Below are 24,734 nucleotides of genomic sequence, written 5' to 3' on the forward strand. Positions count from 1 at the left end.
GATATGCCTAAGCCTTCCGAGGAACAGAATGGAGACTGCTCATGGCAAGACAGACCAAACCCTTAAACAATACCGAAGTGAAGAACGCCAAAGCTGCTGAACAAGCATTGGTTCTTTATGACGGGGACGGTCTGGAACTGCAGGTAACTCCCGGAGGCTCAAAACTCTGGCGGTTTCGTTATTACAAACCCTTTACTCGTAAACGGGCCATGATCAGCTTTGGTTCATACCCTTCCGTTTCGCTTTCTGAAGCCCGCCAAAATCGTGAATCAGCCCGCGCTCTTCTCAGCAAAGACGTCGACCCTCAAGAGCACAAAAAAGCAGAGCAACTTCGTCAGAAGAGTGTGAGTGAAAGTACGTTTGAAAAAGTTGCAGCTGAGTGGTTTAAGACCAAAGAGGCAGCAGGATTAACAACTCACACTCTTAACGATATCTGGCGTTCAATGAGTAAATATGTGTTCCCACATATTGGCTCCATGCCTATTTCCAGCATTACAGCCCAACAGTTCATTGGATCCCTTAGCCCAACTCATGCGGCAGGCAAACTCGAAACGGTTAAAAGGTTGAGTCAGCGTATCAATGAGGTTATGGATTACGCTTTGAATTCTGGCTTAGTCACTTCAAACCCAGCGGCAAAAATCGGTAAGACGTTCCATAAGCCGAAAGTAAAACACCGCCCCGCCCTCTTACCTGAACAGCTACCTCTGCTTATGAAGAATCTCGCCTTTGCGAGTATTGGCAAACAGACGCGCTGTCTCATCGAATGGCAGCTCCTTACAATGACACGACCGGCAGAAGCGGCGATGACACGCTGGGATGAGATCAACTTCGAGACAAAGGAATGGCACATTCCTGCCGGGCGCATGAAAATGAAACGTATGCATATTGTACCGCTGTCTGAACAGGCACTTGCTGTGCTAGAAGTTATGAAGCCAATCAGCCAGCACAGATCATACGTTTTTCCCGGTTACCGCAATCCCCTGGAACCAATGAACAGTCAGACGGCAAACATGGCGCTGAAACGTATGGGCTTCAAAGATATCCTGGTTGCGCATGGTATGAGATCCATAGCCTCAACTGTTCTCAACGAGAAGGGATTTCAACCTGACGTCATTGAAGCAGCACTGGCTCACATTGATACCAATGAGGTCAGGAGAGCTTATAACCGTTCTCAGTATCTCGAACAACGAAGAGATATGATGGCTTGGTGGGGTAGGCATGTTGAACAATCAGCAAGTGGCAACTATAGCTTTTCATCAGGATTGGAAAATGATTCAGTAAATCATTACCATGATGTGAAAGTATGAAAAGTATTTGCATCTACTATTATACTCAACTAAAAGAGTAGCCACTAAACCTTAAGATCCAAAGACCGTGACTAAGCCTAATAATTTCAAAAGGAAATAGCCTAATGATTTATCAGTGTTACTCATGCAGCAAGACATCTTTCGAAATTATTTGTCCCTGGTGTTCTGGCGGAGTACCAACTGCAACGAATTCATGGGGCACAAAAACGCCTCCCCCTATCACCTCAGAACAAATGATTCCTCTTAATCCCTCTTTTTATCCAGAGTTTCAATATCAGTCAAAAGGAATCATAAAAGACTTATTCGGAAAAAAGAAAGAGCAATCCCAACTCAATAGTCTCCTGCAAAATGTCCTAGATAAATATGCAACATTTAAGGATCCTTACTTCACCAATTTCATCTACACGACAAAATTTTCACATGATAAGCGGTCAGAGAATAATCTGACTGAAGATAAAAGTACCTACTCTGATTTTGTTTTGTTTCGCGAAGTACTTGTTCGGAAGGGCTTTGATGAGTTAGAAGAGCTGCCAATGCTTTTGGACAAGCTTTTACTTACCACATCATTCAACGCTTTATATAGTGGATTTTCGAATGAGATCAAAAGGCATATCAAACCTACACTCACAGAATCTTTAAAATCATGGATTGAAGAAGCAGGAACAACCTTTAGAGCGGATCTATCTTTATTTCTATATTTTGTCTGGAACAATAAAATAACCTTCCCTGCATTAGATTTCAATGAGAATGCTCAAAACACTCCAGGCACACCATTAATGTCGATTGATAATGTTAGAAAATATATATCAATCTGTGAAACTATATACTTTGACATTTTAGTCGAAAGATTGGCTACACGCCTTGAGCACTTCAATCCCGATAAATATGTTAATATGTACTCAGTGGACTCAATGAATGGTTTTGAATTTGAAGACTTCTTAGTCAAAATTTTCCAGACTCTTGGGTATGATGTTAAAGAAACCAAGAGAACCCAAGATCAAGGTGCAGATCTATTTGTCACTCGCTTTGACAAAAATATTGTTATCCAGGCAAAAAACTACTCTGGCTCAGTTGGTAATTCAGCAGTACAACAAGCTATCTCCGCTAAAGCATTTTACTCATGTGACGAAGCAATGGTTATTACAAATTCATATTTCACTAATTCGGCTAAAGAACTTGCTGAATCAGCAAAAGTACGTTTGATTGACAGAAATGAATTACAAAAATACTTAGAAGACTACAATCAAAAAATAATAGAAGAATTTAAATGATTTTAAATCTTCAAATATTAAAAAATCGCTACTGTTAATTATGTATTGTGTTCTGATTTAAATCACGAAAATAGATTGACTAGATCAATAACATTTAAATTTAGACGTGCGAGAACAAAATGAATAGAGTTAATCAGATAGTTAGCATTCTTAGTAAAATGGAATCACACACTCCATTTGCGTTGATAAAATCCAAGAAAAAAACCTCAATAAAAATACAAAATTACTCTTTGCTTGGATGCCTTCTATGTCTTCTGCTGTTGGGGGCACTAATTATTCTATGCTTAACTTTTAATATTGATAAAAAGAGCGTAGAAATTTACGCTTTATTGCTACTTATAATGAATCATATCTTTGGAATTATATGCTTATCAACACCTATAGTCGCTGATATGAAATTCTTCTTTAATATGCGAAAGGAAGTATTAAACGACTTTCAAATAGAAATCAATCACGATGAGAAGAATGTTGAACAACTCGATCACTATTCTATTCCCGAGTTGGAATATGCAACATATTGGTTAAATCTTAAAATTGAACGATTTAAAGCACGTATATCAGATTTCTTTGGTACTAAAACTGCCATTATATCTATTTTAGGATTATCATACTCTGCTGTACAATCTCTAGGTGGATTTGAAAAAATAGGCAGTATTTTATTTAAAGGATTATTCGACACTGACGTTGCCAATATAATTTCGATATTAGGTTTGTTTTTTCTTCTTGGCATTTCCCTTGGAGCCATTGTAATGAAAAATATCATCAACCATTTTGAATACTTAAAAAACATTCTAGCACTGGCAAAACAGCGAAAAAAAGAGTTCTCCTAAAAAAATACATCGGTCTGAATAATGAATTATTATATCTTTAAGCCTCAATTAAAATTTAATAGTAGGAGAGTATTTAGAAGCATATCCAAGATAAAGACTATCATTTAGGAAACAATTGAAGTTACCATCTGTAATATGGTTCTGGGCTACTGCCTCATGAAAGCGGGTCAGGGAGATATCAGTTCCTGCCTGTCATGAGTGTCAGTGGGTATGACCATGCTATGCATAGGGGGCTATGCAATGAGCGCCGCTCCGGTGGTCTGGGTACTGTGTTCTGAAATACAACCTCTGAAATGCCGGGACTTCGGGATTACCTGCTCAACGACTACTAACTGGGTTGCCAACATGATAATCGGAGCAACCTTCCTGTCACTTCTGGGTAGTATTGGGCCTGCAGGAACGTTCTGGCTTTATACCGGCTTCAACCTGATCTTTATCGTGATAACTTTTCTTCTGATCCCTTAAACCAAAGGAGTCATTCTTGAGCATATCGAAAAGAATCTCATGTCTGGCAACAAGCTACGTGATTTAGGCCAATAAATTTCATTATTCAACAAAAAGCCAGCCAACTGGGTCTGGCTTTTTTCGTACTGGACTATGGCTTCCAGTGCATTGATTGAATCCGGGCTTTGGTCAAGAGACGCCGTACAGAGACAAATAAGCCATCAAGAGCGTAATAGCGTTAGAGCAGCTTACATTCATAAAGCACAGCATTTAGAAGAACGGAAGCTTATGTTGCAATGGTGGGCTGACTATCTGGAAGCCTGAAAGGTTAGAACTCTGACGCCTTACAACTTCTCTAAAAATTTGTAATGAATTTTAAGACAACTTGGGAGATAGCTATACTCACTTTATAAGCCTCAGAAGCCATAAATAAAATATCTTTATTATTAATATAGTGCAACTAATTTATTAAAATTCTAAATTAATTTTTATTAACCCCTACTCTATCATATAAATCATCCACATAAGAAATATTAAAAACCAGTATAAATATTAACTCACGAACTTTCTCTCTATAGCAAAGCAAAGAAGAAAACAGACGCTCATTCATTCCACCATGATTTATTATAAATCAAAAAAGTAAAAATTAAATTAATTCGATTTTATTTTTAAGCATTTTATTTATTGCCTCGTAACCTCGTCTAATTGTTACTGCCGAAAAATTTGATTTGTCAATTTTATAGTTAACTGTAAGCTCCTCTGATAAATTAGAATACAAATTATCCAGAGACAAGCCACCTTCATTTTCAAAGAGGTACCGATTTAAAATGATCAACCCGCAAAGATAGTTCTTTACAATGATTTCGCCTTTAATTTCAGGTAAATGTGACATATGTAACCTCTCAAAAACTATAATATTAGCTTTACTTATTTCAGGAATTTTAGAGGCCTCTTCTAATTCATTTAAATTTTTTGCCAAAACATATCTGGCATTTTTATTATCTTTTTGAACCGTAGATAACTCATATCTGATCATCTCCAAAAGTTTATCAACAACTAGGTTATCGAGCGAAATAGTAGTATCAATACCTATTCTGAGTTCTTTTGTTAAACTTACAGTTTCACTATCAGGCAATAAAGACGTATAGAAAAACTCTTGTATTAAGTCATCCTGAGTGTTAGAAAAATCTAAAACCCCATCACTTGCTTTCATTTTTTTTCTTAAACTTTCTTTTGGAACATATATTTCGACCTTTTCCTTTCGGGTTCGGTAAAGATCACGCCCATAACTCCTTCGTATTTGGAATGGTTCTCGGACAGAGGTAATCGTAACTTTTTTATTTTCTTGCTTTATCTTTGGCAGGTACTCTTTACCATAGTAATATAGCAATGCAAATACGTGATTATTGCAAAGACAAAAAACAAAGGGCGGAAACTCGTGAGAAAAATTAAAAGAATGACCTGTAGTTACTAGAGAAATATCCTCTAAAGAAATTAACATCCTTTTTTTCAGATTTTCTAAAACGTTAATAATCTCATCATCATGTTCATATTCATCGGCTGGATATATGTTATATAGCCAATTTATAACCACGTCTTTTTTAACATTATAACTAGCACAATGAACTACACTATTTAACATTGTTTCTATGAAATATTCAAATTCATTCGAGATAATATCATCATATTCAGTCTTAATATAACTAAATCCCTCTCTAAGTTTGAAATTAATTTTACATATATAATCGTATACAGAAGGATACTTCTTCCTTACAGCCATTATGTATACTTCTTGAGCAATAAAGTTTTTTATTCTTGTAAAAGCATAGCTCTCGTAATCCGTTGTCTTCATATGACATCTCCTGAAAAATTATTGTTCGATATTAGATGTGACATAAAAAATCAACTATATCAATAGGTTGACTAGTCCAGATCATTTCCTACAGAATTTTATGATCGTGTTTTAGTAATCAGGTTGAGTGATGATGAATTCCCATCCTAATTGGAGTTGATAAAATGTCCCATAAAAGGTTTTTTATATATATTCTAATTGCATTTTCTCACATATGTGAGCCAGAACATCCAGTTATAAACGTTCTTTCAGGAAATCAGACTACCATAAGTATCGAGCATAAAATAAATTAACACTAAAATTAATTAATTAACTCATTAGGGCTGCTAAAGCAGCCCTAATAGATGAGAATTTTATAATAATTATTTTCCCTTCTCCACCCTATAAGAAATATAAAAGAAACAAATAAAAAATAATGAAAACACATACTAAAATCTCAATAAACTCTCCCCAAAATAAAAACAGCAATGTTAGTTGAAGGCTTAAATCACATCCTCAAAAATAATATAATAAACATTAATATTTGACATATCTGTAAAATCTTTCACTACTTACTTATCACTTTTACGAACTTAAGCCCTGCTATTGTTGATGTTAATGTAACTATTTATAATCATTCAATTATTAATCGCGCTGAAACCAAACATCCAACTTGTGATTCAGGTTTAAAATTACCGGATGAAGAAATAAATATTAAAAATAGAAGCACCCTTGTTAAATTATGATACGTAATACGACATTACGAAATGACTGGTAAGGCTCAGCGTTAAGTGGTTCAACATGTTATTTTGATTAAAGCAAACAGAACATATTATTAAAATTATGTTAGCCCGTAAAACAACGCCGTGCATATTCATAGTATATATGGGTTACGTTGTAAATTAGGATCATGCTTAAGTTTTTGACTGAATCCACCAAAACTAATTCAACTAAATATGTAGAAGGCTACCAGAGAAAATATAAAAAACCAGATACCCCCCTTGACATATGATAGTAAATTTTGCACAGCATTAGTTACATCAGAAAAAATGTGTGATTTTCGAGAGTCAACATTTGCCACATCCCCTTCTGCTGTTAATAATGGCATCCAATATTGTTCAATAAAGTCATCTTTTTCAAAATAAACAGAATGACCACCTTTGAAATATCTATTGGTAAAACATTCGTCATTAGGTTCCTTAAATCCTTTTCGCCCCGCATCTCCCAGTCCTAAAACTAAAGAGTTACATGCTAATAAAATATAATCTTCGACAGCACAATCATTGACTATCCTTCTAGTAATTTTTTTTAATGGTTCCATAGAAACATCTCTTCTTAATACGCTACCTGAGAATATTACGCATTCAATTTTAACATCAGACCCATAAAACCTTCTTAAAGCATGGTATGTTAAATAAGTTCCGAAGCTATGGGATATGATAAAAATCCTCCTTTTAGAGTTATTTTTTACTACTAATTCCAAATCATTTATTATTTTTTTTGAGAACAGATAGCGAGTCGGAGGAAGCATAAAACAAACAACATTTAAAAAACCATAATTAAAATGAGTAAACTTAAAATTATTTGTTAAACTTTTTAATTTGGTTTCAATATCTTTTTGCCATGGTGCTAGCGTTCTGATTCCATGAACGGTAATTAATATATTATCTTCTTTTCTTAGATAGACAGCCGCGTCTGATTCGACATCTTTATGAATTATTTTTTTTAACGATTCAACCCAACTTATATCATTAATTCTTGCTTCAAAAATAATTGATGCATAATGCCTAAATTCAGCTTCATACTTAATTATATCTTTTAAGTGTGCGGTTATTCCAACTATTTTTTTTGGAGAATATGAATATTTATCAGAATTAATATACTTTAAAAGTTCCAATCCGTTTTTTTCATCTGGTGTGTATTTTTCTTTTTTTGGTAAAAAGACATCGAGTATTAAATAATCGTATTGCTTTAATCTGAGTGCGATTTTTGCTGAGTCGCTCGTAAAAGCTTCATCCACTTCTATAGCGTTTTTATCTAAAAGATCAGTTAATGCATTTTTAAATTTGTTGATTCTTGGGATGCTGTCATCAACAATAAGAATTTTAATCATATCAAACCCTGTACAATTTTGTTGAGTTCTTCTTTCCACTGCGGTTTAGTTGAATCATATTTTATGATCCCCAAAAACTTATCTCCTATTAATGCTTCAATTTCTTCTGAGAGCGTATCTGTAGTCTTTTGATCCCCAACTTCTCCAAATGTAGTATGCTGTGTTAAAATAACGATTCTCGGTATATCATTTTTCCGCAAAAGCTTACGAATAATATCTTTACCTCCATAAACCCTAAATCTGCCACCATTTTCATTAGGTCCTTTATCATAGGTAGGTATGCTCATATCGAGTATTATTAGTTCATATTTATTATCATTAGCCAAGTTCACAGCCGATGAAAAGGACTTTGCTACATCAATTACAATTCTTGAGGACATGTTAAATAAGGAGCTAATTACTTTCTCACGCTTATATTCAATATCCTCGACAATTAAGATATTCATTTTTTCACCATGATTCTTAAAATAAAATAATCTTTTTGTATTTCATGCTCAACACTGAATCTTTCTGGAATAGAATTCAGCAAATCATAAATTTTATAAATTCCAGCACCACCTTCTTTAGTGTTCAAGCTTGAATCACCTTTTTTGATTTTCTCTTCAATTTCAGACAAAATCCCTGAGTAACTCATACCTTTTTTTTCTACTATGATATTTTTTATATCTATAATACATCCATGGATAGTAGTAGTTATACCAATACAAATCTTTTTATCCCCATAAGACATAGCATTATTTAACGCAGTAATTATAGATGTTATCAGAGGTTTGGCTTCTTTATAAGATAATCTGGCATCATCTTCATCATGAGCAAAACTTATACTTATCGCGTCTTCTTCGCAATGATGAATGCTGAAAAAGGTTTTTTTGCAAGCAAGCATTACCGAAGATATTTTATATATTTTTTCTTCATTATATTCTAAAACATTTAGCCATTCGCACACTGTCGAAACTTCTTTATTGATGTCCTCTGCCAATGCATCTAATTTTTCCTGTATTTCTATCATTGGACTTCTGCGCCGGTAAATATCAACCTGATGCTTAAGAGTTAAGATTAAATCTAAAACATTATGCCTAAATTCAAAGTGCAAACGCTCTTTGATTAATTTCAATCGATTAAATGTTATATCCCACATGAAGGCTATACATGCATCAAAAAAATACTCAAAATTATTTGCTATAACGACTTTACTTTTGAATGTTTCAAACATATTAACCGAAATTATAAAATCAATCATTCCTTCTTCTGACTCACTTGCCAGTGTAGTTTTTACATTGAACCATGAATTTGCCTTAGATAGCTCAGTGTCAAACCGCTTTGAAAAATTTGCTATAGCATTTCCAATTTCATTACTTATAACTGAATTGATTAAAGGGTATGTTTCAGCAATCAAATTACTAATTAAGTAATTACCTTCACTATCCATGTCAGTTATTAATTGATTTTTTTCAGCACTAGACCGGAATTGATTTTCGAAAATACCATGCCGAATGTCCGCACTTAAATACTTATCGAGTCCATAGTTCTCATTTTTCACGAAGTCAGTAATGAGTTCTTTCAATAATTCAACTAATAAAGAGTTAGTATCTCCAGCTGGAATAGCTGTGACATTGCCTTCATCAGAAATTAAAGTAAATTCCTCTGGAGGCTTTAGTTCCAGTAATAACGAATCTTTGAGTGTGTCATAGTAGTATTTATATCTTTCTAGCTTTGACCTTTTTAGACTTTCAATATCAACAAATATCTTGCCAGTTTCATATCTTGTCTTTATGTCTTCAAAAGAAATCTCATCGATAATTTCATCTCGTTCTTTCTTAAGATCAATATCTTCTTTTTGAGAAAGTAGTAAATCTATAATGGCTATTCTTTCTTTTTTTAAATCTTCTGTCCCCGTAAAATTAGGATCAGAATCTAATACAGAGGGTATACAAACAAACTTTAAGAAATACTTTTCAAGTGAGTCTAATCCTTTATTAAGAAAGAATTCAGATGGCCTTTCAATCTGCATTTTATCAGCAAGGCTCTCATAACTCTCCAAAAGAAATTCGTTTGTCAAACAGTTTGTACGCTTAATATCAATATCAATAAGGATACATAATGCAATTGATGCATATTCATCTAAATTTTCTTTAACACGGCTTAAAACATTTTTGACGGGAAAAAAATAATAGCTTACTGGATTTAAAATGCAGTTAGTTGCAATAAATCTAATGCACAAATCAAGCAAATCTGAGTTTAATAAAAAAATCGAATAATCTTTTGCAAACTCTGATTCAATTACTACTTTTTTTGAATAATCTTCGTAATGGGCAATTAAACTTTTGCTATCAAAATTGACGATCTCTTTAAATTTCAGCCTTCGATATTCAGGTATATCCTTCTCATTAACGCTCAATATAGTCCATAACTCATTCATATCGAAATCAAGATGAGCAGATGTAACATTACAACCGTTTTTCTTCATATTCTTTTTTGAAATCTGAAGTTTATTATCATTATCACTAATCAGATTAAATAAAGTAAAAAGAAGAGCTGCAGATGAATCATTAAAATACAATTTAGCAGCTAAGAGTTCAAACTCATCGATATTTTTTATTGCTTTCCTGTCACATTTAATGATATCTATAAGAAGAGCGGCTATTTTTTCGAACAAACATTTATTTTTTGGCTCTAACCCTAAATACACATGGGATTTAGCATAGATTTCAATTAAAGAGAGTATGTCTTTCCTCCACTTTAGAGCATCTATTTGTTTTAGCGTTTTGTGGTAATCACCAACTGTGTAAGATTTAATTATTTCTTTGTATTCAGAATCGATGTCGACAATTTCAACATTCTTTTTATTTACTACTTGCTTCAAACTTTTATCATCTATCTCATTACAGATCTCCAACACTATATTCAATTCAGTTTTACTTAAACCACGCCCATGAATTTGAATATCTGTTATCATTCGATGGAAAAGCAAATACTGATCAATTAATGGTAAGACCGTAAAAGGAGAAAGACTGCGTTCATTAACATCAATTTTTTTATCAAACTCTAAGGGAATCAGATATGCAGAAATGCCATCTGCAAGAAACTTTGCATAACCATTGTCGTTAGTTGTGCGCATATCATCTAGGATTTTGTTAAGGTTTTTAGAAAAATCATCAAAGTTATTTACTTGATGTTTGAAGAGCAGCTGCTGTATTAAAAACTCAGATAATTTAAATTTATTTTCAGCCAAAATTGTTTTGATGTATTGTGTATTGCTTTCGTTGAGCAATACTTTATTAACTAAAAGACGACAATCCACGCTCCAAAAAGTAACTCCATACAATTTTTCTATTTCATCAATATGCTTAATGCATTCTTCTCCTGATGAATAGAGAATCATATTGTCGAGTGTTTTCTTTGACAGTAAAATCCCATTTAGGAATTTTTTATGCTTTAAAAAAAGGTGCTTATACCATATAAGTTGAGAATTAAAATTTTTGAATTTAATGTCATGTGATTGATCTAAATTAAATATGTTCCTCGCAGAAAAGTCGAGATTAACTGGATAATTGGGGTTACTTGTAGCTCTCATCAAAAACACATCCAAATCAAACCCACTTAATTGCTCTAATGTTTTGATGAAATTTGATGTTATAAAAGAGTGCGATTTACCTCCGTTGAGAGATTTTGCTGAAAAAACATTATGAAGTAATACGCTCAAAGAAACTTTTTTCATATAAAATCCTACTAAGTTCACGTCACCCGCTTCATATTGATAACTTGAAGCGATGCTTATGTCATTAAAACCAATCTCATCGATACTGTATATAGTATAATGGAAATTAATTTTTTACAATTCCCGCAGAATAGTGCTAACAATTTTGTTACTACTAAATTATCAGCAAATAATAATTGCATAAAAAAACAAGATATGCTAAAGATTAAAGCTATTTTAAGTTAATAAAAATAGTGAGAATATACTATGCCAAGTGCCACTAAGACAAAAACAAAACGATACCCTGTTCAAAAAAAAATTGATGCTAATATTCGCTCAGCTATTTATTATAAAATTGTCTTTGCTCCTCTTATAATTTTGACGTCGTTAATGTTTTTAATAATGAGCATGTTGATATTGGGCTATCCCCTTTCCATTTATTACATTTTTACATTCATAGCTCTTTTTATTGGTCTGCTTATATCATTCACTTGCATCCCAGAATTTAAAGATACATTAAAGCCGCTTGTTGATCTTTTAATTTATATCCCTGCATCGATCTCAGGGAGTATATTGATATTAACTTCTTTAAGAATACCAACAGATTCTCAAAAATTGATATTAACAAATAATGTATTTGCATATTTCATTTATACTGTCATAGCTACTGCGACTATCATTAAATGCTCTCTAACATATAATGAATATTTTGAAAAATATATATTGCAATGTAAAAAATCAACTCATTACAACTTTTCAGCATTAGTAGTCACTAAGGTAAAAATCTACTTCATGAAGAGACGCAAGAGTAAAACTGAAACGAAAAATTAAACATTAGCAAAATCTTTTTTATCATCGAAAAACAAAGCAGTATACAATGCCAGGGTACTTATTAAAAAACTTATTATGAAAGAAACGAAAGAAAAATTCAGTGCATAGCTGCCACTTAAACACTTGAATATTAAGTAAAAGAAAACAAAATTCACTGCCGTTACGACTATTAAAGTAGTCGAAAAGCAAGGCTTTTCTTTAATTAATTTAAACATAAAATATCTCCATTTTCAGTAACAGTAACAAACTAATTAGCACAATTTCATGGCATGTCAACTTTCTCTTAACAGCAAGGGCTAACTCAGCGAAGCTGAGTTGCCTTGCTTTTTCTGCCCTTCGGTTGAAAAAGGGAAGTCAAAACCCACATCGTTGACATAATTTAGCTATCGGTTATAAATAGATCAGGCATAAGGAATATGCTTATTTTTAGAAATGGAGCTTCTATGAGAGATATATACTACCCTCCCCTTGCAGAAAATCTACGTATTCATTGTGTCAGCGTCAGACTCAATAACTCAGAGCTAAATATTTTGGATCAAGAGCGTAAGCATCACGCTAAGGGCGAGTGGCTTCGCATGTGCCTTTTGAAGACCCAACCTTCTATCGTTCCTGAGATAAACAGAGCGGCATGGAAAATGTTTGGCGAGATAAATCACAGGCTCAATGAGATTGTTAACCACCTTAACTCAAAGCAGTCGTGTACCCCTCTTACTAAGACAGAATTGTTCGCAGTAAAGCGGCAAATCAGTGAGCTTCGCTCTCGCCTACTTACTGCTGATCTATGGAGTATCCCCTCTAATGAAGGGCATGCAGAAGATCAAGCGAGGTAAGAGCTTCGCAGGAGTTGTTCTATACGCGTTGAAACCTGGAACACATCATAAAACTGATCCCGTAGTCATAGGGGGGAACCTGCTGGGAGATTCAGCAGCTGAGTTGATAACTGAGTTCAACGCTTCTGCTTCACTTCGTTCAGACGCGGCGAAACCGGTGTGGCATAACTCGCTTCGCCTGCCACAGGGTGAATCCCTCACAGCGAAGCAGTGGGTTGTGTTTGCCGACGACTATATGACACGTATGGGATTCAGTGACACTCACCTACGTTGTTATGTCCTACATGACGATGAGGCCGGTCAGCACATTCATATCATTGCCAGTAGAGTAGACCTCATCAACGTAGGGAAGCTCTACCTGGGAAGGAATGAAAACCTAATCAGCACGCGAGTAATTCAGGAGCTTGAACTGACTCATGGCCAGACCAGAACCAAAGGTCCCTCTCCTTCACATAGCACTTCCCCTGTCAGAGAGCGCAAGAAGCTATCTCGTGGCGAGCAACAGAAGGAGAAGCGTGAAGGTCATCCAACTCCTAAAACGTTCCTGCAGAACACTATCGATGAGCTTCTTATAGCTGCCAATGATATTCCTCGCTTCATTGAAGCACTTCGCGAGCACGGCATAACGCCAGTTCCGAATATTGCCACTTCTGGCCGCATGAATGGTTTCTCATTCGAATACTCCGGTATAGCTTTCAAAGCTTCGCAACTGGGAAAGACGTACTCATGGGCCAACCTTCAGGAGAAGCTTCACTACGAACCTGAACGTGACAATCCTCTGCTCTTTGATTTGAAAGCTACGGCTATGGGAGGTAATAAGACGAGTGATCCAAAGATAGAAGCTACTAATGTAGTAATCATACCGTCATTACCAGTTGCTTTAGAATCCGAAAGTACGCCTCCTCCTGTGTATGAACATAGAGTTGAAGCGCCAGAGGCAACTGAAGCGCAGACACTGCTCGACATGACGCGTATGCCAAGCGAGCAAACCAGAAGTGCTGACTTCTTTATGACAAGGGTATTGAAATGGCTGCTGAGCATTCCTTACCTGGCCGCTTTCATAAACCTGCTCAAAAAGGCAGGTAAGACGTTTCTCCACGAAAAATCCTCATTTTCGACAATTCATAAAGTCCTCTCAGCTGAGCCTGAGTTATCTGAGCCACTAGTCAGCAGCGAAATACTGACTGAACGCACAGCAGTGCCCTTTCGATAACCGCCTGCCTCAACACAACTTTCAAGCCTAAGTCCTTATTTGAACAAATAATTGATCGTTTTTACAGATCGATAAATCATATACGATAGTCAATACCTATCAAAACAGGATCATCGATCGGTACAAGTGATTTGCTTAAGTTTTGAACTCGTTCAAAAATGCGTCGTAAAAGCAGTTACCAATCAGCTAGTTATGAGTCCCATAACGTCAAAGGTATATAAAATGGACACAGCGGCTTTGAATAGTCAGAAAGTACGTAAACCTTCTTTCTTTCGTTCTATCAGGTTATGGATTGTTGTATTGGTGATTGTCTGGATACTGACTGATTCAAACCCCAGGGACACTGCAGGGTTCCTGTTCATGTGGACATTACCTGCCTTCTTCTTACTCCTCACCGCATATGTGTCATACACACATAAAAGAGCTAACGCCTCGACGATTGATCTGTTGAACGTCAACAATAGCGGGATCTGGAGTCATGAATTCCAGGACAGTAAAATGACCATTGATACCAACCGAGAGCTGCTGACACTGGAAGCTGGCAAGCGCAAAAAAGCTTACAAGTTCAATGAGGTTAAAGGCTGGAGATACCACCTGGCTAATGGAGGGGAAATCGTAGCTCTTGATTTAGTCGGTATGGCGGGGGCTAAAGGTCACAACAACCTTACTCGCCTTAAAAACTTCGAGAACTCAGGGTTCTTCATCCAGGTGAGAGACATTGAATTACCGGAGTGGCAAATCAAATTTCACCCCCGTAAAGGCCGTTTCCACCATGAACGCGGGATCCGCGATACAGAAATGCAGTTGAAACAATGGTGCGAAATTTTCGACCAGACACTCAACACACCCACGACAAAACAATGATTATCAATATCTAATAAGGGATTAAGAAATGAATAAAATTTCAGCAATTGCAGTTGTTTTTTTGGCAGCATTACTCACAGGTTGCGATAGCGAACCTTCATCTGCAGAGATTCAAAAGGCTATGCAAGACAACATTGATCACACAAACCAGCAAGCCAGACAACGGTTCGGTGAGAACAGCAAAGACATGCTCACGACTCTGAACAAAGCTGAGAAGGTTTCCTGTAAGGAGTCAGAGGCAAAAGGTACATACCTATGCAAAGTGGATACTGACATAACACTACCATTCATGGGCGAGAAGCAAACTGTTGCTGAATTCAAATTCACGAAAAATAATGGGAACTGGAAAGTGTCACCTTAATTAAATCCAAAAAATGCTGAATGAGGCTACATAGTTTGAGTTAAGTAGCCATCATTATCTTTTTTCTAATGACCTAAAATCTCCTGCATCCCCCTACCTCATCTTAAAGATACATAATACTCAACAATGTGGCCCTAGCACTCATACTAAACTTTAGTTCCAGCAGAAAACCGATATCTTTTGCCTAAATCATTAGGTTTATTTACAATACATGGCAAGATTGGTTTAGGTATCAGTGGAGAAATAAGTTTATTTAGCTAAGTACTTGTTTCATTTGATAAAATCAAATACTACAGAATGTGGAATTCGAAGGGATACCTGGCCATTCAAGTTATGAATGTAATGCAGAGAAATCTGTAAAATTTTGAAATTAGATAGATACTTATGTTTATGATTTTCTTGTCAAATAATGTTAAAGATAACAATAAGTTGCATGACGTAGCTTAACATTAAAAAATAGAGAGAACACAATGTCTACTAGTAAAGCTTTCACAGCATTCCTCAATAATATTAAAGTTGTTAATTCTGGTCAAATCAACAAAAGATTTGGACGAATAACTCGTCAACTTAATAACTTTTTTTATGATTTAGACTCCAAAAACTCTAACTCCCTACAGGTCGGATCTTATGGTAGATATACAGGCATAAAGGATATTTCAGACCTTGATATGCTATTTATTCTGCCTAATGAATGCTGGGACACATACAAAGAAAATCAATCGTATCTACTTCAAAGGGTTAAAGATAAGTTAAAAGAAAATTTCAAATCAACAAATATCAGAGGTGATGGGCAAGTTGTTGTCATTAGTTTTGGCAACCAAGATTTTGAAGTCTGCCCTGTGTTCCAAAAAGAAGAAGGCACTTTCAAATACCCAGACACAAACAATGGTGGCAAATGGAAAAAATGTAATCCAAGAGATGAAATCGAGTCTTTCCGGGAATTAAACGCCACACGAAAGGGGCATTTGAGGAGACTTGCTAAGATGATGAGAGTCTGGAGGACACATAATGAAATTGAAATGAGCGGATTTTTAGTAGATACATTGTGTTATAATTTTTTTCTAGAAAATGATGACTATGATGATAAAAGCTATCGCAGCTATGATGAGTTGATTAGAGACTTTTTCCGCTTCCTTGAAGATGAAGGAGAGAGAGAGTTTTATTATGCCTTTGGTAGTAATTCCAAAATACCCGTAAAAGCACAATTTTATAAAAAGGTAAGAAAATCAAGAGAAGCATCCGAAAATGCAGTTGATGAAGAAAGCTTCAATGCAAAAATGAAGGAGTGGAAGAAAATATTCGGTCGTAGGTTCCCTAACAGTGATTTCTCAAAAGAGTCAGCGTCAACTTCTGAAATGCATATTGAAAACCTTTATGAGGTTAAAGAGAAATATCAAATAACTATCGATTGCAAATTAAAAGATGAAAATTTATTTGAAAAAATGCTTTCTAAAATAATAGGAAACTCTGAGAAAATAAATAAAAATGTCCAGTTAGAATTTTATTTAGAAGAATCTAATGTACCACACCCCTTTGTCCTTAAGTGGAAAGTAAAAAACTCGGGAAGTGAGGCACTAAAAAGGAACTGCATTCGTGGTCAGATTATTAATGATGATGGTAGCCATAAAATTCTCGAGAGGGCAGATTTTACAGGTGAGCATTATGTTGAATGCTATGCAATATATCAAAATGAGGTAGTGGCGAGAGATAGGATTCAGGTTCCAATTGATATAAAAAATGCATAAGGAGGACATGATGATTGATAAATACGAATACTTAGAAGCTCAAATAAGAGAGTGTTTCGGCAGAGTGGTTTATACTCATAAAACTCATGAGAAACTAGCTGAAATATTTCTTGATAGACTTAACTTATTCAAAAATGCACAGATAATTTTATTGACAATATCCACCGGTTCTTTTCTAACTTCTATTTTTGGAAACTCAAAGTGGGGTGCTATTGTAGGCTCTTTAATTTCAGCCATTCTTCTATTCATAAATACATACCTTAAAAATTATGATCTTGGCTCATTAACTCAGAAGCATAAACAAGCAGCTAATGAAATTTGGTGCGTCAGAGAAAAGTATTTATCTTTACTTACTGATATTAAGATAAAAGATAAAAGCATCGACGATTTACAAAAAGTGAGAGATGAACTTTTGGCAGAGTTATCTTCTATATATTCAAAAGCGCCTCCAACTAACAGTAAAGCATACACGCTTGCTAGTCGGGCTTTAAAGGAACTTGAAGAAATGACTTTTAATGATAGTGAAATAAATGCTTTCCTACCAGAGTCCCTTAAGAAAAAACAAAAAACTTAAATCAACCAAGGTCTAGTTATCATTTCCTCGGGTCACTTGGTAACTAAGACTAAAAAACAATTATTCAAGATTAATTATTGGCAATATGAATTAAATTCTCCTTTTTTTTCTCTTTCTTCTGGCAGCAACAACCTGATTCAGGAGTACAGCTTTCTCATATTTTACCCTTTCCTCACGATAAATATTTTCCGCCTCTTCTTCATTGTCAATGGCATAATGAATCATAAAGCGAAAGAAAAACGTAATCTCATGTTCATAGCCAAGGTGCTGAATGATTCTTGGAGAACTTGATTTTAGAGCGTTTGATAGCATAGATATGATAGTAAAACGATCAGCGAGATCTGTTTTAGATTGTGGAAGGTAGTACTTAATGTAGTAGCCGACACAGAATAGCCAGATATATCTAATTATCTTGTCCTGAGCAAAACCTGATTTTTTTAATCTCTCAATAAACATTTGCAAAAGCAAAAGTAACTTTTCTTCCCTTGAAAGAGCGTCTGTATTTTTCATAGATTGCGTCCTTGCAAAATTGATCAACCACTCCTTGGTTGTATATACAAGATAACATATAATTTAAATTGCGCAATATCTGCGCAACTAAATATTTAATCAGCATTCGTTTCCCTGTCTATCCTGGGCAATCCATTATTAAGTTGTTCAAAACTGATTCCGTGATTTATAGCATTAAACTGCCATACAACAAACCTCTCTTCCAGACTCCTTAGCTCTTCTGCCAATACTTTATTTTTGAATTCGAGATTACTGATACGCTGTGAGGCCATTTTTAAATTAGCTGGCCGTTTTTCTTCATTGTTTCCAGACTTAATATTTTCCTTCTTAATATTGAAAGCCATGACAATATCTTTGTGAAGCCCCAGTGACTGACGGGTTGGTCGCTTACCAATCAGAGGTTCAAGCCTGTCACAAAGATATTCCCATGAAAGCTTACCTGACTTCTCAATGTCCCAACCTGCTATTGTGTTTTTAATTATGCTGATATCTTTATTATCTAGATGTTTAGCCATATGACTCTCCTTTTAATTATGATTTATCCTTTCATTTCCAATCAGTTCATTTCTGCTCGCGCCTGTGAGATTTTTCATATGTGTAAAATCATCACCCTCCAGTCTTACCAGCGCCCCGTCCTCAAGATTTTTGCTTTTGAGTAACGCTATCAAATCCAGAAGTCTTGCTTGAGTTTTTTCGTGATAGGCCGCCCACTTGTCAGCCCCGTATTCCTCTTCCATATCAACCTTTGCCTTTTCAAGAAGCTGCTCTGTGTAGGCCGCAGTAGCTTCCAGCCTGCTTAGCGAGGCTTTGTCCCCTTTCACGCACACATGATTGCTGCAATTGATACAGTCCCTGAACTTCGTACACGGAGAGATTACGTAGTCATGAGTGCAGTAGCCAAACTCTGTCACGTGAATGGCTGCGTGGCCTGTATCTTTGACATCAATACGCCATGAAGGGTTTGCTATAGCTCTTGGGGTGGTGTTTTCTGGTTTAATGCCAATATTCTGCACACCACGCTTAACTGACTCCTGGACCTTCTCTTCCTGGCTGACGTGGTTATAGGTCCTGTTTTGTGTCTCCCTCACTCGTCCTGACCACTTGGCTAGTTCAAAATCTCCAAGCCCACCACGTTGTGCAATCGTATTAAGTAAGTGTCTTGCCTGATGACTTCTGAGTGAAAGGTTATTCCCCTTTGACCCTTTGTAGCCGTGCCTGTCAAAAATCGTAGAAATGGAGTGCGTCCTGCGATACTCAGTGCTTCCCAGATTGGCGCTGACCAGATTGGCGGTTGGTCTGAAAAGAGATCTTTGCGTCGTTAAACTTGCACTGAGCTGATACCGGAGCAGAAGACATAGTGCGTTGCTGTATCGAATGTTCTTTTCTTTATCGTACCAGGGGAAGTCTAGGTAAAGCTCACGGCCCTCACCAGAAATCTCAATCTCTCTGGCATATGTCCGGGCGTTTTCTGAAAGAGTTCTCAGCCTCCTGATAGCTATCTCAGCAACCGGGACCATGACTTCAGGTATCCATTTCACATTTCCACCAAAGCCTTTTTCAGAATAGAATCTCAGCCCATACCTCAGCTTTCCTTCCCTGTCCGCCTCACGGATTTCACAATCCGCAGGGAGCGTCAGGATTTCAGTTACTCTGGAAGGCGCACACATAAGCAACGCAAAGACAGAGCTTATGAACACGTCCATTTCTGAAAGCTGATCGTCTGGAAGTGCGAAGATTTCAGCGATAGCATTCAATGACTCTTCGTCAGGTAACTTTGCCTCACGAGCCTCTTGTGCAGTTTTAGTGAGCCTGTGGCTTGCTTCCGGCGCTTTAAGCGGGCTCTTCCAGAGCAGTGAATGCGTGATCAAGAATTCTTTTTCTCTGAGAAATGAAACCAGTCCTTCCAGTACTTTGCCGCAGGCGTGCGCTACTGCTTTGGTGTATGTGCTTTTTAAGGTGACAATGCACTGGTCCAGAACAGTGAGGTTAACGTACTGAATATGACTCCGCCCATTGACCTGCAATAGGGCTGCCTCAAGTGTCCTGAAAACGATATTAAGACGCTGATTGATTTTCTTGCCCCCATTCATGTAGTGGTAAAGGACATAGCTTTTAGCGAACTCAATAAAATTCTTGTCTAATAGCTCATTTACGATAACAGAACTTTTTTTAACGCCTTTGACAGGGGTTTTAGTGAAAAGGAAAACTTTTGGCCAGTTAACCTCCTCCCAGCTCACAAGGGCGTTTTTATTGAGAGTGAACCGACAGTAGCTCACAAAATCATCTATCTTCTGCGCGCAATATTTTTCCCTGCGCGTTTCGAGTACTCTAACTTTATCATTTTTGATATTATCCATTTGACACCTCCGGGTTTGATTTAATTTCTTTGCACTTATTTATCACCTCTGATACTGCAATAATTGTTCTGTCCAGTATTTGTGTAGTCATAGGATCAGCCACTATGCACTGAATCCTGTTACGCTCATTGAGTAAATATTCGAGTAATTTTTCATGCGGCCCTTCAACAAAAGGTCTGAAATGCATGCAGGTGTAACAGGGGATGGGCACACATGCTGTGCAGGATTTGCAACTGGCGCATTGCCCTGACTTTTCACCAGTATTAATTCTGATATTGCCGCCGGGATATTTATCCTCACTTTTGTTAATCAGCACTCCCTGAAACATCTTTGCATAGTAGCCAAGCTCAGCGGAGACGGCATCTTCGATTTTATTTAAACTATCTGGACCTGACTGAACATAAACGCCTGTATACATTAAAGTGGAATGATCAAGTAATTCGCCTATAACGACTTCTCCATAACCCTCTCTGGCAAGCCGGGTACCTAACGTATAGCGAAACCGCCTGGCATTCATATTTATTACTTCACCCGTCCTTTCTGAGATCACGTCCTCTGTTGTAGCTATTCTTTTGAGCGTTTGAGTGCACTTTATCGCATAGGCATGAAGTCTGTCTGAAGAAAGAATCTCATGTAAATTCTCACACTCAACAACCCCCTCAAGCCTTTCCTTACAGACAAACAATGGTAATTCAAACATTTCTTTCTCAGAGAGTTTTCTGCCGAGCTGCTTGCTAAAAGCCTCAGAGACAATACGTGCCTGCTTTTTAAATATATCGAATAGTTCATGTGTGATCCTGAATCGCCTGAATGAGGCTCTATACTTTTCACCTTGCTTTATTCTGGGGATATTTATATAGCATTCGTTTATAGCTCTTTCGTTTATGATGTCTTTAGTTTTTATCTGTGTAATTTGTAAACTTCTTCTTCCCGTATGAATGGTAATTAAGGCCATTGCCAGATCAGAATAGGATATCGTACCCTTCTGGTATGCACGTGAGACAGCATCGTAAAAATTATCAAATTCCATGTCTGTCAAAGGGCCCTGATAAGGGTCTCGTCTTTTAACAACTTCCCCCTTTTTGTTGTCTTTTATCGTCCAGTTATCAACGAGGTCTACACAATTTTTGGTAATCCCCTCAAAACCTAGTTCATACCATTTTTTGATTAGGATCCTGAGGCAAATGAGATCCTGATTCGAGAACTTATCACTTGATTTTGTTGTTAGCATTACAGCTTCGTCAATTGAATCAAAACTCATAAACGAAATGAATTTCATGAAAACCCTGTTAATTTGCTTAACAGAACCGGGGCTGATTTCTTCTGCGAAATATTTCAGTGTATTCACATAGCCGAACCTGAGGTTACCTGACAACCTTTTAGTGACCTCACCCACATTCAGTTTTATATTTCTACTTAACTCCCAGAATTCATCATCCAATCCAAATGTGTAACTTTCATTTTTTGCATGAAAGATATCTCGATGCGCGTCCAGAAAATTTAATTTATTCATAAGACACCCCACTCCGCTTTTGGAAAATAACTTTCTGAACTGCCAAGGCTGCTTCCTCTGATTTTGAAACGATAAACCGTCTGTTGTAGGTTTGTGCTGTTCCAGAACCCGGCTCCCAACCCATATGGTTGGAACGCATTTTCTCTTGCATCTCTTCACTCACATACTCGGTACTTTCATCCATCAGTTTCGAAAATAAATAGTTCCAGGTATGTCTGAACTTATGCCCAGTCAACTGGCTTAAACCTGAGTCAATGCCTCTGAGTCTGTAAATTATCTTATGGTATGAAGGAACAGACAAAGGATCGCCGCGTGTCTCTCCTTCTTTGTGCGTAATAAAAAGGTATCCATGCTTTTTCTTTTTGATGTTGGCTTTTCTTTCCCCTGTAATATAAGAATGGAGAAGTCTGGTAAGTTCGTCAGACATGGGTAAATTTCTTTCAAGCGTTTTTACGAGAGGCTGATTGACTCTTGTGTCCTCAATACTGTCAGCCCTCCTTCTTATGAAAAGCATTTGCGCTGCAAAATCAATATCTTCTACTCTCAGGTTCAATAACTCGCCACATCTTATTCCTAGCGAATGTAATATCATGACTATAAGCTGATTTCTTAGGCGAACTTTTTTGTCGAATGGATTGAATTCACATTGAGGATCAATAACAGAACGAAGGATATCCAGATCTTCTTCTTCAATTGTTTTATAGACATTACCTTCTGAATTCCTGTATTTTATCCTCGGTCTTCTGGCTTTTATCTTTTTCACAAAGTAGGAAATTTTCCTATATCCATCATCTATATTTTTGATAGTTAGCTGACACAACCATTCGAGATATTTTGCTATGGTCGTAAGCCGTATGTACTTTGTCGCACTGCATACCCCAGGATGAGGATCTTTGATACTAATCACTTTCGCAGTTCTCATCCTGTTACCGACAAAATCCCGCAGAAGATCAATTTCGTTGTTATCCAGGAATCTTGCTGTTTTAATTCGCTCTTCAATGTCTATGTTTCGTATAAAAAGAAACCGATAAAAAAGTGCGATACACCCTGCCTGAGTCTCAATTGTTTTTATCGATTCACTACTGTTTCTCAGTTGTGTAGTAATAAATAAACATGGATAAAATACCGGAATACCTGTTTTCTTGTTTTTTATAATGCAATAGCGCTCACCATTTTTCATTCTAAACGTTTTAATACCAAATCTTTCCATAAACTCTCCTTTTTTTCAGTTAAATTCTTTGCAAAACAGGTATAGGTTAAATATTCAAAAACAATGACCTACAATAATTTTGCAAGAATATTTTATTAATATACCGCTTAATAACTGTCAATAAAGGATGGTACTAAATATTCTTTCCAAATGTTAATAAGGTATATATTAGGAATGTTCTATTTACCTGATACCTTAAAAACACTCTGCGCAGCTTGATATAACTGACTTCGCATTATTACCGTAAAGAATTTTGCAAATTTTATCTTATTTTTACGCTTAATTCTTTCCATTTTTATCAACAACTTTCACAGCATTCACTCTAAATAACACAACTGTTTAACTAGTCAATAGTTGCTTTTATTTTATAATTAGTTATATATAAATAAAAAATTATGGAGAGCCTATGATTGACATTAAAAACAACCTGGAAATTATGTGGATATACTTTCTTGAAAATGAAAATGAAATCTTGCAAGAATTACATGAATCATCTTCCTTCGAGTTCTACGAACGCTACCTATTGGAGTTATCAGCAAGGGAGTTCCTTGATTTCTTCCAATATTTATTAGACTACAAAATCGATAATAATCTTGATGATAAACATTCAATATCTCAGCTCATTAGCTATGGCTTTGATCAAAAATCCACTCTCGACGGAGAACCACAATTCGAAAACTTTCTGTCTATTCAATCACGTGTTGCCGATCTTAGAAGCGAACATTTAACCCAAAGGATTAAAAATGAACAGCAACTATTGGGTTCCAATATTGAACAACTAGCAGAAACCATAAAAAAGCAAGATAGGTTGTAATTCATTTATATGAAGGGTCATGCATATGATACATGGCCCCATTCCTATCACTGCTAAATTAACCCTCTAAAAATACGATTTATTTAAAATAATTTCACAATTTAAAATCCTTGAATTCATGTTCAGATTTAAACAAAAGGATCATTTTGGCCAGATTCTCAACATCTTCTTTCTGCTTAAACAAAGTCATCCATATTGAAAAGACTGCGTACTGTAATTTAAACTCAAATTCAAAAATAGTAGATACTGCACCCTTTATATTTCCTGAGAGATATTCTCCCAACCAGAAAGCAATGCTTTTAGAAAATTCATCATTACACATGGCTGTAACTGCATCATGATCGAATTTTTTATCAAATGATTGTTTTTTCATAGACTTAAAATATTTATTAGTACTAATAAAATCGTTTAGCTTCATA

At 36.0% G+C, this 24,734-nt stretch carries 19 protein-coding genes and 2 pseudogenes; 11 read left to right on the forward strand and 10 right to left on the reverse strand.

Annotation, left to right across the window (positions count from 1 at the left end; translation table 11 throughout):
- Positions 1-41 precede the first annotated feature (41 nt).
- The 5 genes and pseudogenes from Q7C21_RS01575 to Q7C21_RS01595 form a co-directional block, all read left to right on the forward strand.
- Positions 42-1,307, forward strand: coding sequence for an integrase domain-containing protein (locus Q7C21_RS01575; RefSeq protein WP_375150288.1), 1,266 nt, complete (start codon positions 42-44; stop codon positions 1,305-1,307).
- 104 nt (positions 1,308-1,411) lie between these two features.
- The gene (locus Q7C21_RS01580; RefSeq protein ID WP_375150289.1) at positions 1,412-2,578 is read left to right on the forward strand and encodes a restriction endonuclease; all 1,167 of its coding nucleotides are present in this window, start codon (positions 1,412-1,414) and stop codon (positions 2,576-2,578) included.
- A 119-nt stretch (positions 2,579-2,697) separates the two neighbouring features.
- Positions 2,698-3,408: a hypothetical protein gene (locus tag Q7C21_RS01585; RefSeq protein WP_375150290.1), complete on the forward strand. Its 711-nt coding sequence runs from the start codon at positions 2,698-2,700 to the stop codon at positions 3,406-3,408.
- 135 nt (positions 3,409-3,543) lie between these two features.
- Positions 3,544-3,948 (forward strand): annotated as a pseudogene (locus Q7C21_RS01590) (MFS transporter); the annotation flags it as partial.
- A gap of 54 nt (positions 3,949-4,002) precedes the next feature.
- Positions 4,003-4,176 (forward strand): annotated as a pseudogene (locus Q7C21_RS01595) (integrase); the annotation flags it as partial.
- 322 nt (positions 4,177-4,498) lie between these two features.
- Here Q7C21_RS01595 and Q7C21_RS01600 read toward each other — a convergent pair.
- From Q7C21_RS01600 to Q7C21_RS01615, 4 genes are all read right to left on the reverse strand, one after another.
- The gene (locus Q7C21_RS01600; RefSeq protein WP_375150291.1) at positions 4,499-5,704 is read right to left on the reverse strand and encodes a hypothetical protein; all 1,206 of its coding nucleotides are present in this window, start codon (positions 5,702-5,704) and stop codon (positions 4,499-4,501) included.
- A gap of 925 nt (positions 5,705-6,629) precedes the next feature.
- On the reverse strand, positions 6,630-7,796 hold the full coding sequence (locus Q7C21_RS01605) for a hypothetical protein (protein WP_375150292.1): 1,167 nt from the start codon (positions 7,794-7,796) through the stop codon (positions 6,630-6,632).
- Complete coding sequence (locus Q7C21_RS01610) at positions 7,793-8,242, reverse strand: hypothetical protein (RefSeq protein ID WP_375150293.1); 450 nt, start codon at positions 8,240-8,242, stop codon at positions 7,793-7,795. Before Q7C21_RS01610 ends, Q7C21_RS01605 begins: the two co-directional genes overlap by 4 nt.
- Complete coding sequence (locus Q7C21_RS01615; RefSeq protein WP_375150294.1) at positions 8,239-11,514, reverse strand: hypothetical protein; 3,276 nt, start codon at positions 11,512-11,514, stop codon at positions 8,239-8,241. The genes Q7C21_RS01610 and Q7C21_RS01615 overlap by 4 nt, the downstream gene beginning before the upstream one ends.
- A gap of 1,617 nt (positions 11,515-13,131) precedes the next feature.
- Between Q7C21_RS01615 and Q7C21_RS01620 the strand changes: the two genes are divergently transcribed.
- From Q7C21_RS01620 to Q7C21_RS01640, 5 genes are all read left to right on the forward strand, one after another.
- Entirely contained in the window at positions 13,132-14,367 is a 1,236-nt protein-coding gene (locus tag Q7C21_RS01620; RefSeq protein WP_375150295.1) for a relaxase/mobilization nuclease domain-containing protein, read from the forward strand.
- A 222-nt stretch (positions 14,368-14,589) separates the two neighbouring features.
- Positions 14,590-15,231: a DUF4755 domain-containing protein gene (locus tag Q7C21_RS01625; protein ID WP_375150296.1), complete on the forward strand. Its 642-nt coding sequence runs from the start codon at positions 14,590-14,592 to the stop codon at positions 15,229-15,231.
- Positions 15,232-15,259: 28 nt separating this feature from the next.
- Positions 15,260-15,592: a hypothetical protein gene (locus Q7C21_RS01630; RefSeq protein WP_375150297.1), complete on the forward strand. Its 333-nt coding sequence runs from the start codon at positions 15,260-15,262 to the stop codon at positions 15,590-15,592.
- A gap of 470 nt (positions 15,593-16,062) precedes the next feature.
- A complete protein-coding gene (locus tag Q7C21_RS01635; protein ID WP_375150298.1) occupies positions 16,063-17,337 on the forward strand; it encodes a nucleotidyltransferase in 1,275 nt (424 codons plus the stop codon).
- Positions 17,338-17,344: 7 nt separating this feature from the next.
- Complete coding sequence (locus Q7C21_RS01640; RefSeq protein ID WP_375150299.1) at positions 17,345-17,911, forward strand: SLATT domain-containing protein; 567 nt, start codon at positions 17,345-17,347, stop codon at positions 17,909-17,911.
- Positions 17,912-18,001: 90 nt separating this feature from the next.
- On the opposite strand, the gene Q7C21_RS01645 is transcribed toward Q7C21_RS01640, so the two are convergent.
- From Q7C21_RS01645 to Q7C21_RS01665, 5 genes are all read right to left on the reverse strand, one after another.
- Positions 18,002-18,421, reverse strand: coding sequence for a hypothetical protein (locus Q7C21_RS01645; protein ID WP_375150300.1), 420 nt, complete (start codon positions 18,419-18,421; stop codon positions 18,002-18,004).
- Positions 18,422-18,516: 95 nt separating this feature from the next.
- Entirely contained in the window at positions 18,517-18,936 is a 420-nt protein-coding gene (locus Q7C21_RS01650; protein ID WP_375150301.1) for a hypothetical protein, read from the reverse strand.
- Between the two features lie 12 nt (positions 18,937-18,948).
- On the reverse strand, positions 18,949-20,778 hold the full coding sequence (locus Q7C21_RS01655) for an integrase (protein ID WP_375150302.1): 1,830 nt from the start codon (positions 20,776-20,778) through the stop codon (positions 18,949-18,951).
- The gene (locus Q7C21_RS01660) at positions 20,771-22,291 is read right to left on the reverse strand and encodes a site-specific integrase (RefSeq protein ID WP_375150303.1); all 1,521 of its coding nucleotides are present in this window, start codon (positions 22,289-22,291) and stop codon (positions 20,771-20,773) included. The genes Q7C21_RS01655 and Q7C21_RS01660 overlap by 8 nt, the downstream gene beginning before the upstream one ends.
- Complete coding sequence (locus Q7C21_RS01665) at positions 22,284-23,501, reverse strand: tyrosine-type recombinase/integrase (protein WP_375150304.1); 1,218 nt, start codon at positions 23,499-23,501, stop codon at positions 22,284-22,286. Before Q7C21_RS01665 ends, Q7C21_RS01660 begins: the two co-directional genes overlap by 8 nt.
- A 406-nt stretch (positions 23,502-23,907) precedes the next feature.
- On the opposite strand from Q7C21_RS01665, the gene Q7C21_RS01670 reads away from it, so the two are divergent.
- Positions 23,908-24,315, forward strand: a complete 408-nt coding sequence (locus tag Q7C21_RS01670; RefSeq protein WP_375150305.1) for a hypothetical protein — start codon at positions 23,908-23,910, stop codon at positions 24,313-24,315.
- A gap of 94 nt (positions 24,316-24,409) precedes the next feature.
- Here Q7C21_RS01670 and Q7C21_RS01675 read toward each other — a convergent pair whose 3' ends face one another.
- Positions 24,410-24,733: a hypothetical protein gene (locus tag Q7C21_RS01675; protein ID WP_375150306.1), complete on the reverse strand. Its 324-nt coding sequence runs from the start codon at positions 24,731-24,733 to the stop codon at positions 24,410-24,412.
- Between the last annotated feature and the right edge of the window lies 1 nt (position 24,734).

This window comes from Pantoea sp. ANP04, from assembly GCF_041982285.1.
GTDB classification, from domain to species: Bacteria; Pseudomonadota; Gammaproteobacteria; order Enterobacterales; family Enterobacteriaceae; genus Pantoea; species Pantoea eucalypti.